Here is a 16,762-nt window from a genome sequence, read left to right on the forward strand (position 1 = left end):
TTTGCCGTTGATAAACGATTGATAAACCAAAGTTGATAATTCCTTGAAAACAAGATTGGCTCTGCTGGCTGGGCTTATTGGCTGGCAGATTTGCTGCGCCCAGACTGTTCAGCAACGTATTCGACAATATCGACAGGCTCACGAAACCGAACTGATAACCGACTACCGGGAGTTTGTGAGCATTCCAAACGTATCGTCAGACTCGGTAAATATTCGAAAAAATGCAGCTCACATCGTCTCCATGATGAAACAGCGAGGCATTGCCGCTATCCTGCTCGACGGAAAAAAAGCAGGTACGACGCCCGCCGTTTTTGGAGAGGTGAAAGCACCAGGTGCTACTAAAACGATTATTTTTTATGCCCATTACGACGGCCAGCCCGTAAACCCCCGGCAATGGGCCGAGGGCCTGGAACCCTTCGGGCCGGTGTTTATTACCGCTCCTATTGAACAAGGTGGCAAAATCGTTACTACCTACAAGTCGGGCGATCCTATTGATCCAACGTGGCGACTATCGGGGCGGGGGAGCGCTGATGATAAGGCTGGTGTCATAACTATTCTGAACGCCTACGATGCGTTGGTAAAAACAGGAATGAAGCCAACCGTTAATCTGGCGTTTTTCTTTGAAGGGGAAGAAGAGGTTGGTTCCACGCATCTGGGCGACATTCTGGAAAAACACCGCGACAAATTACAGAGTGATCTATGGATTATTGTTGATGGACCTCGTCATGTGTCGGGAAAAAAAGTAATTCAGTTTGGTGTGCGGGGCGATGTCAATATGGAATTAACGGTATATGGCCCTAAACGCCCGCTGCACAGTGGTAATTATGGCAACTGGGCACCTAATCCAGCGCAGCGGCTGGTTCGTTTGCTGGCCAGCATGAAAGACGACGATGGCCGCGTTTTGATTAAGGGATTTTACGATGATGTAACTCCATTGACTGCCAGCGAAAAACAGGCAATTGCTGCCGTTCCGAATATGGAAGCAGTTCTGAAGAAAGAACTGGGCATTGCCAGACCCGACGGAAACGGCAAGCCATTTATGGAATTGCTGATGACCCCAACTCTGAATATCAACGGCATTCAGAGTGCCAACGTAGGTGCAATGGCAGGCAACATAATTCCGGCAAAAGCAGAAGCGGTACTCGATTTGCGGTTGGTACGCGGCAACGATGTGTTGCGGCAAACCCAGCGCGTGGTCGAACATATCCGTGCTCAGGGCTACCACGTGATTGATCATGATCCAACTGATGCCGAACGGCAGCAGTATCCAAAACTCATAAAGGTTGAAACCGGCGTTGGCTATAATGCCCAACGAACACCGATGGATTTACCCATTGCGCAGTCGGTCATAAAGGCCATTCAGTCGACTACGAAGGAGCCGGTTGTTTTATTGCCGACTGCGGGAGGTAGCCTTCCGTTGTACGTCTTCGAACAAACCCTGAAAGCCAATGTATTATCAGTTCCGGTAGTCAACTACGATAATAATCAACATGCCGAAAACGAGAATGTTATGGTAAATTACCTATGGGAAGGCCTCGAAACCCTGGCTGCACTGATGCTTATTCAGTGATGGTCAGATTTTCCCGATTTCAGAATAGATATACTCTACTACCTGCCATGCGATTTTCTACTTTCCTCGTCCTGATACTGATTCGTGTTGGGTATCTGGCTGCACAGCCAGCTAAAACAGTTCCTTCTCAATTTGATATTCTGATTCGAAACGGGTTACTCTACGACGGATCGGGAAAGCCACCCAAATCGGGCGATGTTGGTATTCGGGGCAACCGTATCGTTGCGGTTGGTGTGCTGTCGGGGGCCAGAGCTGTTACTGTCATCGATGCCAGAGGGAAAGCCGTGGCACCTGGTTTTATCAATGTGCTGTCGCATACCGGGCTTGAATTTTTGCGGGATGGTCATTCGATGAGCGACACCAAACAAGGCATCACAACGGAAGTCTTTGGCGAGGATTCCTGGGGGCCGCTCAGTACCGATGAAATGCGTCAGCAGGTAAATCTTTACCTGAAACCCTACAACCTGACCTGCGACTGGACCACACTGGCGGAGTTTATGACCAAGTTGCAGAACAAAGGAATTACGCCCAACATTGCGTCTTACCTGGGGGCTGCGCAGGTGCGTCAGGTTGTGTTGGGTGAGGCCGATGTCAAACCAACGCCCAGCCAATTAAATCGGATGCGGGCAATTGTTCGCAAAGGCATGGAGGAGGGTGCTCTGGGCATTACTACTGCGCTTATTTATCCGCCCAATTCGTTTGCCGATACCCACGAACTAATTGCACTTTGTAAGGAAGCAGGTCGGTATGGCGGGCGCTACATTGCCCACATACGCAGTGAAGGTGATCGGCTCGAAGAAGGGGTAGCCGAACTGATCAAAATTGGTAGGGAAGCTAAAGTGCCGGTTGAACTGTATCATTTTAAGGCATCGGGGCAACGAAACTGGCCTAAAATGCAGTCGACCATCGATCTCATCAATACGGCTCGGCGGCAGGGGCAAAACGTTACGGCTAACATGTATACCTATACCGCAGGTGCAACGGGGCTGACATCCTGTTTGCCTCCTTACCTGTTCAACGGAGGGTTTATGGCAGGCTGGAAACGGTTGCAGGACTCCGCAACCCGTAAGAAACTAAAGGCAGAAGTACAACAAAAAGGCCACGACTGGGAAAATATGTATGAACTGGCCGGTTCGCCCGAGAACATTATCCTGACGGCTTTCGAAGTCGATTCACTGAAGAAGTATAACGGTAAAACGCTGGGCCAGATAGCCACTATCTGGCATAAAGATCCAATCGAAACGGTGATGGACTTGATTGTTGCTGACAAAACACGGGTCGAAGCTACGTATTTTCTAATGTCGGAAGAAAACGTGAAACGAGGTATTAGCCAGCCCTGGGTATCGTTTGGATCGGATGCCGGATCGATGTCGGAAGACCGAAAAATGATGGGCGTTGTGCATCCGCGTACATTCGGAAATTTTGCCCGGTTGTTGGGGAAATATGTTCGCGACGAACACGTGATTTCACTGGAAGAAGCCATCCGGCGGCTAACGAGCCTACCAGCAATGAATCATAAACTTCCTGATCGTGGCCTGCTTCAGCCCGGCTATTTTGCCGATATTGTCGTTTTTGATCCCGCTACCATTGCCGATAAGGCCACCTTTGCCGAACCATTTCAGTATGCTATAGGAGTTCAGCATGTTTTCGTGAATGGAAAACAAGTGCTGAACGATGGTGAGCATACGGGCGTTTTTCCTGGCCGGGCCATTTGGGGGCCAGGAAAAAAAGCGGTGCCCAAACAGAAAGGTGGAGTTAGAAAATAAGGATGAGTAAAAACTACTAGTTTCCGTTTTAGGTGAATGAAAATCAAAACCGCATTGCTGAGGGTAGGCTGTTTTTAAATGGGTGATATATTGGGTTAATTTCATCTGTTTTTGTATCTTTGAAAGAATGTATTGAACTTATAATAACCTGCTGTGGAACGACGTAGTGCGCTTAAATCAATGGCAGTTGCGGCTGGTGCTCTCATCAGTCTGCCAGGCTGGGCTAAAGGCTGGACGGCCGAAACGGTCCAGTTATCCCATAACTTTCTCTCGCGTAGCCAGGATGATCTGTTGGCCGATATAGTCGAAACAATTATTCCGGCCACCGATACGCCAGGCGCTAAAGCACTGAATGTGCATCAGTTTATCCAGAAAATTGTTGTCGACTGCTACGATCCGTCTGCGCAGGATACGTTTCGCAAAGGGCTGACAACCGTTGATGAACTTGCCGGCAAAACGTTTGGTAAATCTTTTGCAGAAGGCAATACGACCCAGCGAACAACCTTGCTTACGCAACTGTCGCAATCGACCGATCCTGCACAAAAAGAATTCTACTCAATGGTGAAAGGCTTAACAATCCGGGGCTATATGAACTCCGAATACGTCATGACCAACCTCACCCATTACCAGATGATTCCTGGACATTACTACGGCTGCGTACCTGTTCCTACCAAAGCCGTTTCTCAAACGAAATAAGGGGTTGGGTTTATGGTTGCTTTGCTTGTTCAGAACCTAAATGAGCGAAGCAATCATAAACCCTAAACCTAAAAAACTGATCATAATGGCAAACCTGAATATTGACGCGCAGGCGCAGAATACATACGATGCAATTGTAATCGGATCGGGGATTAGCGGTGGCTGGGCTGCCAAAGAATTGACTGGAAAAGGATTGCGCACGCTGGTGCTGGAACGCGGTCGCGATGTGCGGCACGTTACCGATTACCCAACTACCATGATGCAGCCCTGGGAGTTCGAACACCGGGGCCAACTGACGCGGGAGGTGAAAGATGCCAACCCGATTGTTAGTAAGTGCTACGCTTTTTATGAAGGTACTCAGCAGTTTTTCGTAAAGGATGCTGAGCATCCCTACATTCAGGAGAAACCATTCGACTGGATTCGTGGCTACCAGGTGGGTGGTAAATCGCTGCTATGGGCACGGCAAACCCAGCGCTGGAGCGATTTTGATTTCCAGGGCCCTGCCCGCGATGGCTATTCGGTCGACTGGCCCATTCGCTATGCCGATCTGGCGCCGTGGTATAGCTATGTTGAGCGCTTTGCAGGCATCACTGGAAATAAAGATGGTATTGATACACTTCCTGATGGGGAGTTTCTGCCTCCGCACGAATGGAACTGCGTTGAAAAACATTTTCAGAAAGCCGTAGCGGGTAAATATAAAGACCGGCATGTGATTATGGGCCGGGCCGCTCATATCACAAAGCCGCAACCAATTCATCTCCAGCAGGGCCGGGCGCAATGTCAGCACCGCACCATTTGCGAGCGCGGTTGCCCATTTGGGGGGTATTTCAGTAGTAATGCCTCTACCATTCCCTGGGCGGCCAAAACCGGCAAAATGACGTTGCGACCAAACTCAGTGGTGCATTCGATTATTTACGACGAGAAGAAAGGCCGGGCCACCGGGGTTCGAATCGTTGATGCCAACACCAAACAGATGCAGGAGTTTTATGCCCGCATTATTTTCCTGAATGCTGCCGCGCTGAACTCTAATCTGGTATTGTTAAACTCAACATCGAATCGATTCCCGAATGGACTCGGTAACGATAGCGGTGTGCTCGGAAAATATGTTGCCTTCCATAACTACCGGGCAGGAATTTCGGCTCAATTTGATGGGAATCTGGATTCAACGACCGATGGCCGTCGGCCAAACGGTCCCTATATTCCGCGTTTTCGGAATGTTTATAAGCAGGAAACCGACTTTTTGCGGGGCTATGCGGCTGGTTTCTCTGCGGGTCGTATTTCGCGTTCAAACCAGGATGCAATTGGTGCCGACCTGAAGCAGAATCTGCTAAATCCTGAGCTGGGAGGCTGGCATGTAGGCTCGCACATGATGGGCGAAACTATTCCGAAAGAAACCAATTACGTTGCGCTCGACTCTAGCCTGAAAGATCCATTTGGTATCCCTCAACTGAAAATCGCGATTGCCTACGACGACAACGACGATAAAATGGTGAAGGATTATCAGGAGCAGATGACAGAAATGTTCACGGCGGCAGGCTTCACCAACATTCGTGTGCGTGATGATCATCGCAATCCGGGGCTCGATATTCACGAAATGGGTGGAGCCCGGATGGGTAAAGATCCGAAAACATCGATGCTCAACAAGTGGAACCAGCTTCATGCGGTTAAAAACGTTTTCGTGACCGATGGTGCCTGCATGACTTCCACATCAACGCAAAATCCATCGCTTACGTACATGGCCCTGACTGCCCGCGCAGCCGACTATGCCGTGAAAGCGATGAAGAAAGGTGAAGTATAAACGAACGGTTGTCTGTTTTGAAAAAGCCCGTCAGTCCTGGCGGGCTTTTTTTATGGGGCTAAAGAGATTCTCTAGAACTGAAAATAGATAAACTGGTTCGATGAGAAAACACCAAAGAGGTATGTTACGAACGTGATCAGTACGAAAAGAACGGCAAAGCGAACGGTATTGCGCGTTGGAATGTAGAGATAGAAATACTCCTTCACGAGCAAAAAAGCAATCAGAAAAAGGCTGAACCACATTTCCGTTGTGTTCATCGGACTCTCAATAGAATCACTGGGCGATAGCGTAGCAATTCGTTGGAGAATCAGGAACGCATCGCCCACGCTACGGGCCCGGAAAAATACCCAGGTCAACATAATCAGTACGAACGTAATCAGCACGTTGGCAACAACCCTGACCGGTGACGATTTTGGATGCGGTTCACTGGCAGGAGAAGTGATCTGGCGGGGCGGAATATGGATAAAGCCAAGGCGGGCCAGCAGTTTGTCGCGCAGAACAGCCAAAACCTGATAAAACCCGTTTAGCCCCCCCCAAATTACATACGTCCAGTTGGGGCCGTGCCAGAGGCCGCTGGCCAGAAATACGATCAGCATATTGAGATATTGCCGGAACTCGCCTTTGCGGTTGCCTCCCAGCGGAATATAGAGGTAATCGCGGAACCAGGTCGACAGCGAAATGTGCCAGCGACGCCAGAATTCTGAAATGGATTGGGCTATGTAGGGCGTTCGGAAGTTCTCCATCAGCGTAAAGCCCATCACCCGTGCCGCGCCGATAGCAATGTCTGAATAGCCAGAAAAGTCGCAATAGATCTGGAATGTGAAGAAAAACGTGGCCACTAACAACGTTAAGCCATTGTGCTCAGACGGATTGGCATAGGCATAGTCGACCAGCATAAACAACCGATCGGCGATGACCACTTTCTTGAAAAAGCCAAAAGCCATCTGCATGAGTCCAGCCTTCACATTCTCCGCATCGAAAGGAAAGGTTTTATGAAACTGCCACAATACATTCTGCGGCCGTTCAATTGGTCCGGCAACTAATTGCGGATAGAACATCACATAGAGGGCATAGATGCCAAAGTGCCGTTCGGCTTTCTGATTGCCCCGATATACTTCGATGGTGTAACTCATGGCCTGAAACGTATGAAACGACAAGCCAACGGGCAGAATGCTCATATTGTCTTTAAAGGACGCAATGCCACTTTCGCCAAAGAAACGGAGAACTCGAATAAAAAGGCGGTTGCCCAGATTGAAGACCTGTGCCGACAGTTCGGGCATGTGTATCTGCTCGAACAGCAGGGATAGGTTTTCGGTAAAAAAGCCCAGGTATTTGAAGAAAGCCAGAATACCGATGTTGGTAACCAGCGATACAATCAGAAGCCATCGGCGAGCACTTCCACTCGATTTTTCGATCCAGATTCCTGCAATGTAGTCGATAACAATGGTCAGCAGCAGAATCAGGATATAGGCTGGCTTAAAGACCATGTAGAAGTAGCAACTGGCTACCAGCAACAACATCCAGCGCCCCTGCCACTTCAGCCCAAAGTACGTTAGGGTTACAACAATAAAAAATAAGAGAAACTGAAGCGAGTTAAATAGCATATGTCTCGGCCTGCGCTACTGGTTTTTGTTTCCGTAGCGCTTTCATGGCCTGAATGGCGTAGTAAATAAAACCAATTACTATTAAGAGTTCAATGGCATAGTCGAGTGCAGCTGCCGGATTGCCTAATGCACTGAGCCGATCGTAATACGGCTCACCAAGCCGCCACCATAACGATGGGTGAATAGCCGCCAGAATAGTAAAGCCGATCAGGCAAATACAAAATCCGGTATGCCGGAAATTAGTCATCGTAAATACCAGCGGCAACATAAACAGATAGGCGTAATTACTGATTGCATTTTGCTGAATCACGCTCATTGCACTGTATATCAGGATGTAGAGAAAGGGGATGTAGTCTTTATAAGCCCAGCGGCCTTTCTTTTTATCGATCCGCCAGACGCCAGCCAGCATAATCAGCATGGTTAGTACCAGCCCCCCCCATTTCCATAAATTGTTGGCTGCCCGAACGCCATCGGACAGAAACGGGTTGAGGAGCGACCGCCAGTTGGGGGCTTTCAGATAGTCGCCTTCGTGCGACTGCTGTTCCAGAAACAATGGACCGGCTTTCCAGAAAATAAATAAAGCAACCGGTAGGCCAATCGTTAGCAGGCCGGCTGTGAACTGAACTGCAAACCTGGTATTGCGGAGGGAAAGCAGCCAGATTGGGATAAGCAATAGAATGAATACGGCTTTTGTGGCCAGCATACCCAGGCCTAACACTAACCCTGCCAGATAAGGACGCGATTGCATCAGCGGAATGGCCAGAACAACAAACAGCCAAAGAATGACATCTTCCTGGCCGCTAAAGACACTCATCACAAATGGAAGCGGCAGTAAATAATAAAACACCCCCCGGAACAACCGTTCGCCCAGTGATTCGTGCGTCTGGTAATACCGAAACGTGAGCCGAACGGCCAACCCCTCCACAATCAGCATCGCCAGAACCACCATCCGCATATCGCTCCAGAGACTTAAAAACGGAGCCAGCCAATAGCCAAACAAAGGGGAATAGCAGCTATATACATCGCGGTACGGAATTCCACCCTGCAAGGCCGACATCCCGATTGGGTAATAAAACGTTGCTACATCAGACTGTGGCTGGTAGCCCAGAACAATGTAGGTAATCACAAACGGCACCAGCCGCAGCGCAAGCCAGCAACTATCCAGAACCCAGGTGCCGGTTTGTTGTAGAACCTGAGTTACTTTACTTCGTTGCCAGAGAAGAAGCAACAGGGCCACGCCAAGCGCAACCGATACCGCCGTTTTTATGTAGACAATAAACATAACGCTCGTTTATGATTTACGGCTTTTGGTCGGTACTGTTCACCGTTGGGAAGCGCAACGAATCAAGAAAAGACCCAAACGAGTCACCGTAAGCCTATTTATGCTCAATACACTTTTTCGAGCCGTTCAACAAAGTCTCTGAACTGGCGTGCCGGTATAAATTGTGGCTGTATTCGATACGAAAGCACAATAAAGACCAGTAGTAGCGAAATCAAAAATGCCTGTAAAATGACGATCAGGAAGGAGAAAGTCAAATAACTCGTCCAGCCAGGAATGGATGTATTGGTAAAAAACTTCAGATACAGTAGCCCGCAAATTCCCAATATCGAGGCCACAACCATCATGACGCAGAATAACGCCAGTCGTACGGCGGTGGTATCGATCAGAACGGAAACGGCACTCAATCCATGCAACACCAGCGACACGAAATTCATTTTTGATTCGCCCGCCAGCCGACGGCCGCGCTCCAGTGGTACGGCCGTGTAGGGTAATCGGGATCGAATAACCCCGCCCGGATAGTTATTCCAGATTTCGGATACATGAGCCAGTTTGCGTAGCTGGCTGGCCGGTACCAGGCTGAAGTTACCAAAGGTGATAACTTTGCCCGTAAGCAGCCTGAACACCGATTTGTAGACCGAATAAAACAGGCGGAAGGTCAAACTTTCGTGGCGTTTGGCCCGGTGTGCAAAAACCACATGGCCTGGTTTCTCGGTCCCTCGATGGACGAGTTCATGAATATCTTCGGGACGGTCTTCGCCATCTGCATCCATGACAATGGTTGGATATAGCTCGGGCTGATCGGCCAGAAAAGCCAATCCGAGGGCAATGGCTTTTTGATGTCCAACATTTCGATAAAGCCGAAGTATAGACAACGACTGTCCAACACCTGTTGGCAACGTTTCGTAATTTATAGCGGAACAATCGTCTACAATCAGGAAGGCCAGTCGGCTGAGTAACGGTTTGTCAACAACCGATTGAATGCGCTCGAGTAGCAAGCCTACAGCCAGCCAGTCATTAAATAGTGGTATGACAACATTTATACGCTCGGGCAGCAAATGGGATTTATTCTCCAACGTGATGGGTGGTTTGAGCGGCAAAAATAGAGGTTTATCCTAAAAAATGACCAGACGACTTATCGTATAGCACGGTTGTGGCTGGTATGTACATCGAAAAAATGGGTTTAGGGTACATCAACCTGTTGATTACCAAACGCTAGTTCGCTATGGTCGGGGTAGGTTCGGAACACGCCTAACTGATAGCGGCCCGATTGAATCATATAAATGGGCATTGGAGTAAAAAAGCCGGGTTCAACCTGCCACGGTTTAAACGAGGCTGGGCGTTTTTTGACGGCATCCAGCAGATAAACATGCCGATCTGACCGCATGACGAGGTAGATTCCCTGATGTAGGCCAACAGAATAATTGGGTTCATTACTCTCAACGACAATATAATCGCCATCGCGTTTGATCTGTAATGGATTAAGCGAAGCAGTCTTGTTGACAGGTAGCAGCACTTTCCGTTCGTCGGGGGTAATAGCTGGATCGGGCAAATGATACCAGTTTCGCTTTGCCATAAGGTCGATCAGACTGGCAATATACTGAGCTAAATTAGAGTTGCGGCTTCCTCCCAGACCAATGGCGCTATGGAGCTGATTGAAGGCGAGGCCCTGCATATGTTTACGGCGCTCAATGGCTTCGGGTAAATAGGTATAATAGGTGAATAGGTTAAGCCCCAAAAACACACCCCAGACGAGTGGCCAGAAGCGTGTTCGGGCAGTTTTGGTTAATTGGCTGAATAAAAGAACGCTGGCAACTGCCCATAAGGATAGGGCATAGATTCGGTAAGGAATATGAAGTGCCATACCGAAATAAAACCGAAGCCGAAAAAACGCAATCAGGGCAATATTTACTACCAGAAACAGCAGGCATCCCAGAATAAATGTTTCGAAAAACGAGTTGTTTTTTCGGGAGCTGAATAGTGTTTTTAGTAGCCAATAGCCAAGCCCTGCTATTAAAATGGAACCCGCCAGAAATGGCAGATAAAATCGATATGTTTCGGGAAGAGTCGGAAACAAATCGAAAGGGCTTCCGGCAAAAATCAAAAATCCGGCCAGGGTTTTTAGCGGGTGCTCAAGAACATAGCTAAACCCTTCGGCATTACCCTGCTGAACCGGATAGCCCAGAAAATAGAGATACCCGCCAAGTATTCCTGTCGCAATCCAGATTGTCAGCGAAATCCACCGACGCTGGATAAACAGCATACAGGCCCCGGCAGGCCAGAGCAGAAGCCCGTTACCCATACTAAACGTACTGAGCAATCCCAGCCCTATAGCTACGGTAAAATAGGAACGCCGTTCGGTAGCAAGCACAAATAAGGTTGCCGTAACGAGAGTAATGATGGTAAGATATTGTAAGGAAAAAATGGCCGTAAACGTCATGATGTAGGTTTGGGCCGTGAAGAGCAGGAGTGGAGCTATTAACAAACCTACCCGGGCTGTCTGCGGGCTAAGTTCCTGCTGTTTGAGAGCGCGGTAGAGCAGATAGAAAATGAGTACCAGCCCGGCGTTTCCCCACAACATCAGATTGGCAAAATTGATGCCGCCCGTCAGTGCGTATTGTGCCAGAACAACAAGTCGGGCATATACGACCCGGTGTTCATTATTTGGGCGCAACAGTGCCGACACTGCTTCATGAAAGGAGGGCGCACCCAGAAAACGATCCAGAAAATAAGGAATATTCTCAAAATCGTCGAACCAGGGAATGTTGTAACGAAGTGTGAAAAAGTAAATAAAAAAACCGGCGATCGGCAACAGCAGTAACACGCTTGTTAGGGGAGGTGTTGCCAGCAGTCGGTATAGTCGATTCATGCGTTTCGGTAAGTTCGTTGAATCCGGTACAGTTCGTACCACATTTTAGAGATGTATTCTGAGCCTATTCTGGAGTCACTTTGTTCAATCCACTGTTTGAGGGGCTGCTCAGCAATGTGGCTCATGACATTTAGTCGACCCCGATGCTGGATGAGCCGGGCCAGTATTTCGACGTCGAATAGCCACGGGCTGATAAATGGTTTCTCAAACAGATTGTTAACAACACTCTGTCGGAATACTTTTGCTCCGCACTGGGTATCATAAACCGGAAGCTTCAGGATATTGCTGATCACGGTGGCAATAACACGTCCAGCGTAGTGCCTGAAAGGATTGCGTTGGATGTTGTTGCCTAGGTATTTAATCCGTGACCCCATTACCAGATCAAGCGCTGGATTGAAGTCGAGCACCTGAGTCAAATCGGTTATGGCGTTGAGTGGCGTTGCTAAATCTGCATCGAAAAAACCAATATAGTCGAATGGCTTGATGGCATTTTTTAACATACCCAACTGAACGGCTCCTGCTTTCCCCTTATTTTGAGTAAGGTTTTGGACGTCAATTCGATCCGGGCACTGCTCACGCATCGTTTCCAGGACAAATTGGGTCTGGTCGGTACTACCGTCGTTGACAAAGCAAAAATTTACGTTGGTACTTTGGCTTAAGTATGCAAGGAAAACGTCTACAGGCAATCGATTGGCTTCGTTGTAGCAGGGAATAACAATGCAAATGGATGACATACATAAGTGTGTTTCGGTGGGTGTTGATTTGAGTGCAGCATGGTTAATTGATTGGGAGGCTATTGGTTCAACAAAATCTAAAATTTCAGACATAGTTGGAGTAATTAACAGGAGGTCAGGCAAACGTTGTTAGTGAGTAGTAAGGGCTGCTTTCTCCTGTAATACAATCGTTTTTTTGTGGTAATAATCGGCCCAGCAACGGTTCCAGAGGTGTTTAGGGTCATTTTTTACATCCTCCAGAAACATAGATGCCGGATGGTCGGGCAATGGTTTTATCAAGGCAGTATCACTTTCAGACTGAGTCATTTGCTGGTATCGTTCCTGCATAGCCTGATCATAGCGACTGGCGCGCCCACTCAGCCAGTCGCCATAGGCTAAGGGCAGTACAGGGCCAGCACCAATAGCAAGGGCTGTCCAGATAAGTGTGATCATGGCTATTGGACGAGAATATCGCGTCCAGGTCTCTACCTGAATCCGGTGGCGAACTGTTACGATCAGCAAGGTAAGATTATAGGTCCAGCTAAGCCAAAACATCAGGTTGAAAATATTGACTAGGCGTAGTGCCGGAGCAACGCCTACTCCGTAGAAATGAAGGGAAATAAGCGCGATCAGCGTGGCCGCGCCGTGCAGCATGCCCAGAAAAGGATGCACCCGAAGATAAGCGGGAAGAGGTTTGTTGCCGGTTAGTTTATAGGTAAGTGGTAAATACAAAAGGGAGAGGGGCAGCAAAGGTGTCAGAAATAGTTGTTGGACAATATAGCCAGCCGAAAACTTCAGTGCCGATATGAGTGTCTTTGGTATATTCGCACTATTGGGGTTTGAGCCCATCCGCACGGCATTGCCCGGAGCCGTTATCAGATAATAACAGGCAATGCCACCAACTGCAAACAGAATCAGGGTAGTAGCCGATATGCGTCGATTTTGTAGTAAACCAGCAAACGCAATGAGTCCCAGAACCGACATGGCCATCACCATACCGGTTTCGCTGGAACCAATGATACAGACAAGGAGGAAACTTTCCAGAAGAAGGTAGCCCGGCAGAGTACCAAAACCACGTCGTTGATGGGCAATCAGTGTGGCTAACAGAAACAGCAGAAAAGCAGTCGATAAACTATAGCAGGCCATACCGGCATACCAGTACATATATTCTGACAGGCTGGCAAGCGTCGCTATAAAGCCAACGAAAAGCCCGGCAGCCAGCCCCAGTTTGGCTGTTATGGTAAAGCCATGCAAAAACTGACTTGCCAGCGCATAGAAACCTAGTGCCAGCAAACAGAGCAGAATAACAGGATAAACTTTATAGCCCCCATACCAACCGTAGGTAAGTGGACTGCCGTGTACGAGAAAATTATGAAAAAAGCGACCACTCCAGCCATCATAATAAAATTGTTGCGATTGCCAGAAACCATACTGCATCGATGTGCTGGCAAAGCAATAGTCGTCGGCAGGAGATGGGTGATTGTAGAAAGAAAGGGCGATGAGTGGTAGAGCAACGACAATAGAAAGAATTAGAAGAATAAACGTAGTGGAACGCGCTATTGGCGAAATTTTAGTCATGAATGTAGTATTATAACGGTGTAGGTAGTTGAGATTTCTGACTATTGGGCCTGTTTTTCCAGAGCGGGTAGGCAACAACCGCAGCCAGAATAACAAGTGTGCCCAGGTAGAATCCGGCAGTCATACGTTCAGCATCGCCGAAAATCATTACAGCCAGTAAAATCCCATACACAGGTTCCAAATTTACGGTTAAGACAGCCATATACGGTGAAAATTTTCGTAACAGGCCCACACCAACCGAATAAGCATAGACCGTACAGACCATCGACAGGATCAAAAGCCATAACCATTGTAGTGTTGTCTGGGGTATATACTGAATAGGTGAAATGGCCTCCCGTGGGTCGAGGGCCTGTGTTATGAACCAAAGCCCCAATGCACAGACCGATGCGCCGATCATCTCATAAAGTGAAATAACCAGCGAATCGTACCGGTGGGTAAAACGACTGTTAATGATGGTGAAGAGAGAGGCTAACATGGCCGAGAGCATAGCCACGATCAGACCCATTACTTTATCGAACTCAAACTGAAAAATAAGGTATAGCCCCGCCATGACCACAGCTCCCAGAACAACTTCAATGAGTTGAACTTTCCGGCGCAGAATCAGCGGTTCCAGCAAACTGGCCCAGAGCGAACTGGTAGCCATGCCAGCCAGACAGACCGACACATTGGCCAGCCGGGCTGCCATGAAAAAAAGTACCCAGTGAAGTCCAATAATACAGCCTGTGGCAAATAAACGCCAGTAGTCCCGGCGAGCCACCCGAAAACTTTGCCTGCGGGCTGCCAGCACAACGCCAAGCCCAACAACCGCAAGTGCAGTCCGAAATAAAACCACAGCCGACGAGTCGAGGGGTTCCAGTAGTTTTCCCAGAATAGCCGTAAACCCCCAGATAAGAACAATAAAATGGAGTTGAAAATAGTCGGAAAACGTGGGCTTATGCGACATATACCAGGTTGAAAATTATGAATGATGAGTAACCTGCAACGCATCATCATTTATCATTCATAATTCATCTTTTATAAAGATTATCTCGGAATAGTGTTGTAAAGGAATACGCCGATGAACGTAAAAATAATATTAGGAAGCCAGACCGCCAGTATTGGATTTAGATTACCGGATTCGGCAATGCCTTTTGCGAGCATAAAAAACAGCAGGTATGTGAATGCCAGAAAAAATCCCAGAGCTACCTGCCAGCCTACACCCCGGCGACTTTTTCGGGCCGACATAATGACTCCAATGATCGTTAGAATAATAATGGCAAAGGGGCGGGTATCCCGGCTGTATTTTTCGAGTAAGTATGTTTCAACACCGTCGGAGCCACGACTGCGTAAGAGATCAATATGATCGTTTAGTTCGGGGCGGGTCAGGGTTTCGTATAGGTTAAAATCCGAACTGAAATCGTCGGGTTTGAGATTCAGAGTGGTATCTATCCGGGTGCCGGGCGTGAGCGTTTCCTGTAGTCCGTTGATGTTGCGGATGTTGTAGTCATAAACGCCCCATTTTTTCTTTTTAGGGTCCCACTCAATCCGGTCGGCAGTGAGTTTTTGCTTTAACTGATTGCCCTCGACCCGTTCCAGGGTAAACTTATAGCCCGTATTGCTCTGGTTATTATAGCTCTCCAGATAAGCATATACATTGGGGGCAATCTTCAGATGGACATTGCGGTGCGAGTAGGTGAAGGCTTCGTTAATGTACTTAATCTCGAAGGCAATCCGGGTTTTATTGGCTTTCGGAATAATGTAGTTGACCATAAAATAGGTCAGAACAGCCAGTACAGTGGCCCCCAGCACGTAGGGAAACAGCAGTCGTATGAAACTGACACCACTACTCAGAATAGCAATAATTTCCGTACGCGCGGCCAGCCGTGAGGTCAGAAAAACCGTTGCAATAAACACCATCAACGGGCTGATATAATTGGCCCAATAGGGAATAAAATTGAGATAATAGTGCCAGAGAATCTCGTTGGCCGGGGCGTTGGTTTTGTGGAAATTGTCAACCTTTTCGGTATAGTCGATCATGACAACAACCAGCACAATAACCATAACTACAAACAGGTAGGTTTGCAGAAACCGTTTTAATATATACTTGTCGAGTAGTTTCATTGCTCATCATGGCGTTCTCCGTTTGTTACAGGCTGTGGCTCCTAAACAAGCCAGAAACTGGAACAGAAAACTCAGTTTACTAATAAATTCTTCGCGACTTCGTGGCTAACAAATACGGGCTGACCATTCGTGATGTGAAGAATAACAGATTTGTCGAACGCATTGATTTCGGCTACAGTAACCGAACAGCCAAGCGTTAGCCGGGAATGGTCGAGGTGTTGCAAAAATTCGGTTGAGTGTTCGAGCACAGCCATGAGCCGAACATCTTCGCCAGTTGATACGTCGGATAGTTTTCGATATTCGGTTTGTGGCATTTTGCCAGTGGGGGTAGGAATGGGATCACCGTGTGGATCGAACTGCGGATTACCCAGATAGGCATCCAGCCGGGCCACCAGCTCTTCAGACCGGATGTGTTCGAGTTCTTCCGCTATTGCGTGTACTTCAGCCCAGCCAAAGCCTAATTTTTCGACCAGAAAGACCTCCCAGAGCCGATGACGCCGAATGATCTGAAGGGCCAGTCGTTCGCCTTCATCGGTCAGCCGTACCCCCTGGTATTTTTTGTAATGAATCAGTTGTTTGTCGGCCAGTTTACGAAGCATATCAGTAACTGAAGCCGCTTTAGTAGCTGTCATTTCTGCCAGGGCACTGGTGCTCACCTCGCCCTCCTGACGGGAAGCGAGCGAATAGATGGTCTTCAGGTAGTTTTCTTCGGTAAATGACTGCATAAACAATGGCTACTCAGTAAAAACGATGAAGTAGCATGAAACAGTTTGACCGCAAAGATAGTTT

Annotated in this window: 13 protein-coding genes; 4 read left to right on the forward strand and 9 right to left on the reverse strand. The window is 48.2% G+C overall.

Annotation, left to right across the window (positions count from 1 at the left end):
• The first annotated feature begins 43 nt into the window (after positions 1 to 43).
• From WBJ53_RS13600 to WBJ53_RS13615, 4 genes are all read left to right on the forward strand, one after another.
• Entirely contained in the window at positions 44 to 1,570 is a 1,527-nt protein-coding gene (locus WBJ53_RS13600; RefSeq protein ID WP_338876683.1) for a M20/M25/M40 family metallo-hydrolase, read from the forward strand.
• Positions 1,571 to 1,617: 47 nt separating this feature from the next.
• On the forward strand, positions 1,618 to 3,336 hold the full coding sequence (locus WBJ53_RS13605; RefSeq protein WP_338876684.1) for a D-aminoacylase: 1,719 nt from the start codon (positions 1,618 to 1,620) through the stop codon (positions 3,334 to 3,336).
• A gap of 180 nt (positions 3,337 to 3,516) precedes the next feature.
• Positions 3,517 to 4,032 carry a gluconate 2-dehydrogenase subunit 3 family protein gene (locus WBJ53_RS13610; RefSeq protein ID WP_338877189.1) on the forward strand — a complete coding sequence of 172 codons (516 nt, stop codon included), beginning with the start codon at positions 3,517 to 3,519 and terminating at the stop codon, positions 4,030 to 4,032.
• 85 nt (positions 4,033 to 4,117) lie between these two features.
• Positions 4,118 to 5,830 carry a GMC family oxidoreductase gene (locus tag WBJ53_RS13615; protein WP_338876685.1) on the forward strand — a complete coding sequence of 571 codons (1,713 nt, stop codon included), beginning with the start codon at positions 4,118 to 4,120 and terminating at the stop codon, positions 5,828 to 5,830.
• Between the two features lie 71 nt (positions 5,831 to 5,901).
• On the opposite strand, the gene WBJ53_RS13620 is transcribed toward WBJ53_RS13615, so the two are convergent.
• The 9 genes from WBJ53_RS13620 to WBJ53_RS13660 all read right to left on the reverse strand — a co-directional run bounded on the left by WBJ53_RS13620 (position 5,902) and on the right by WBJ53_RS13660 (position 16,698).
• Entirely contained in the window at positions 5,902 to 7,434 is a 1,533-nt protein-coding gene (locus WBJ53_RS13620) for an MBOAT family O-acyltransferase (RefSeq protein WP_338876686.1), read from the reverse strand.
• Positions 7,424 to 8,716, reverse strand: coding sequence for a hypothetical protein (locus tag WBJ53_RS13625; protein ID WP_338876687.1), 1,293 nt, complete (start codon positions 8,714 to 8,716; stop codon positions 7,424 to 7,426). The genes WBJ53_RS13620 and WBJ53_RS13625 overlap by 11 nt, the downstream gene beginning before the upstream one ends.
• 104 nt (positions 8,717 to 8,820) lie before the next feature.
• Positions 8,821 to 9,789 carry a glycosyltransferase gene (locus WBJ53_RS13630; protein ID WP_338876688.1) on the reverse strand — a complete coding sequence of 323 codons (969 nt, stop codon included), beginning with the start codon at positions 9,787 to 9,789 and terminating at the stop codon, positions 8,821 to 8,823.
• A 107-nt stretch (positions 9,790 to 9,896) separates the two neighbouring features.
• Complete coding sequence (locus WBJ53_RS13635) at positions 9,897 to 11,582, reverse strand: hypothetical protein (protein WP_338876689.1); 1,686 nt, start codon at positions 11,580 to 11,582, stop codon at positions 9,897 to 9,899.
• Entirely contained in the window at positions 11,579 to 12,316 is a 738-nt protein-coding gene (locus WBJ53_RS13640) for a glycosyltransferase (protein ID WP_338876690.1), read from the reverse strand. Before WBJ53_RS13640 ends, WBJ53_RS13635 begins: the two co-directional genes overlap by 4 nt.
• 129 nt (positions 12,317 to 12,445) lie before the next feature.
• Positions 12,446 to 13,873 (reverse strand): DUF6056 family protein, encoded by a 1,428-nt coding sequence (locus WBJ53_RS13645; protein ID WP_338876691.1) that lies wholly within the window; start codon positions 13,871 to 13,873, stop codon positions 12,446 to 12,448.
• 10 nt (positions 13,874 to 13,883) lie between these two features.
• Positions 13,884 to 14,816, reverse strand: a complete 933-nt coding sequence (locus tag WBJ53_RS13650) for an EamA family transporter (RefSeq protein ID WP_338876692.1) — start codon at positions 14,814 to 14,816, stop codon at positions 13,884 to 13,886.
• Between the two features lie 80 nt (positions 14,817 to 14,896).
• Positions 14,897 to 15,973: an LptF/LptG family permease gene (locus WBJ53_RS13655; protein ID WP_338876693.1), complete on the reverse strand. Its 1,077-nt coding sequence runs from the start codon at positions 15,971 to 15,973 to the stop codon at positions 14,897 to 14,899.
• Positions 15,974 to 16,044: 71 nt separating this feature from the next.
• Positions 16,045 to 16,698, reverse strand: coding sequence for a metal-dependent transcriptional regulator (locus WBJ53_RS13660; protein WP_338876694.1), 654 nt, complete (start codon positions 16,696 to 16,698; stop codon positions 16,045 to 16,047).
• Between the last annotated feature and the right edge of the window lie 64 nt (positions 16,699 to 16,762).

It is taken from the genome of Spirosoma sp. SC4-14 (assembly GCF_037201965.1).
Classification (GTDB): domain Bacteria; phylum Bacteroidota; class Bacteroidia; order Cytophagales; family Spirosomataceae; genus Spirosoma.

Coding starts and splice junctions, on each gene's coding strand:
- WBJ53_RS13605 (WP_338876684.1), top strand. CDS start 1,618: ATGCGATTTTCTACTTTCCTCGTCCTGATACTGATTCGTGTTGGGTAT.
- WBJ53_RS13610 (WP_338877189.1), top strand. CDS start 3,517: ATGGCAGTTGCGGCTGGTGCTCTCATCAGTCTGCCAGGCTGGGCTAAA.
- WBJ53_RS13615 (WP_338876685.1), top strand. CDS start 4,118: ATGGCAAACCTGAATATTGACGCGCAGGCGCAGAATACATACGATGCA.
- WBJ53_RS13620 (WP_338876686.1), bottom strand. CDS start 7,434: ATGCTATTTAACTCGCTTCAGTTTCTCTTATTTTTTATTGTTGTAACC.
- WBJ53_RS13625 (WP_338876687.1), bottom strand. CDS start 8,716: ATGTTTATTGTCTACATAAAAACGGCGGTATCGGTTGCGCTTGGCGTG.
- WBJ53_RS13635 (WP_338876689.1), bottom strand. CDS start 11,582: ATGAATCGACTATACCGACTGCTGGCAACACCTCCCCTAACAAGCGTG.
- WBJ53_RS13640 (WP_338876690.1), bottom strand. CDS start 12,316: ATGTCATCCATTTGCATTGTTATTCCCTGCTACAACGAAGCCAATCGA.
- WBJ53_RS13645 (WP_338876691.1), bottom strand. CDS start 13,873: ATGACTAAAATTTCGCCAATAGCGCGTTCCACTACGTTTATTCTTCTA.
- WBJ53_RS13650 (WP_338876692.1), bottom strand. CDS start 14,816: ATGTCGCATAAGCCCACGTTTTCCGACTATTTTCAACTCCATTTTATT.
- WBJ53_RS13655 (WP_338876693.1), bottom strand. CDS start 15,973: ATGAAACTACTCGACAAGTATATATTAAAACGGTTTCTGCAAACCTAC.
- WBJ53_RS13660 (WP_338876694.1), bottom strand. CDS start 16,698: ATGCAGTCATTTACCGAAGAAAACTACCTGAAGACCATCTATTCGCTC.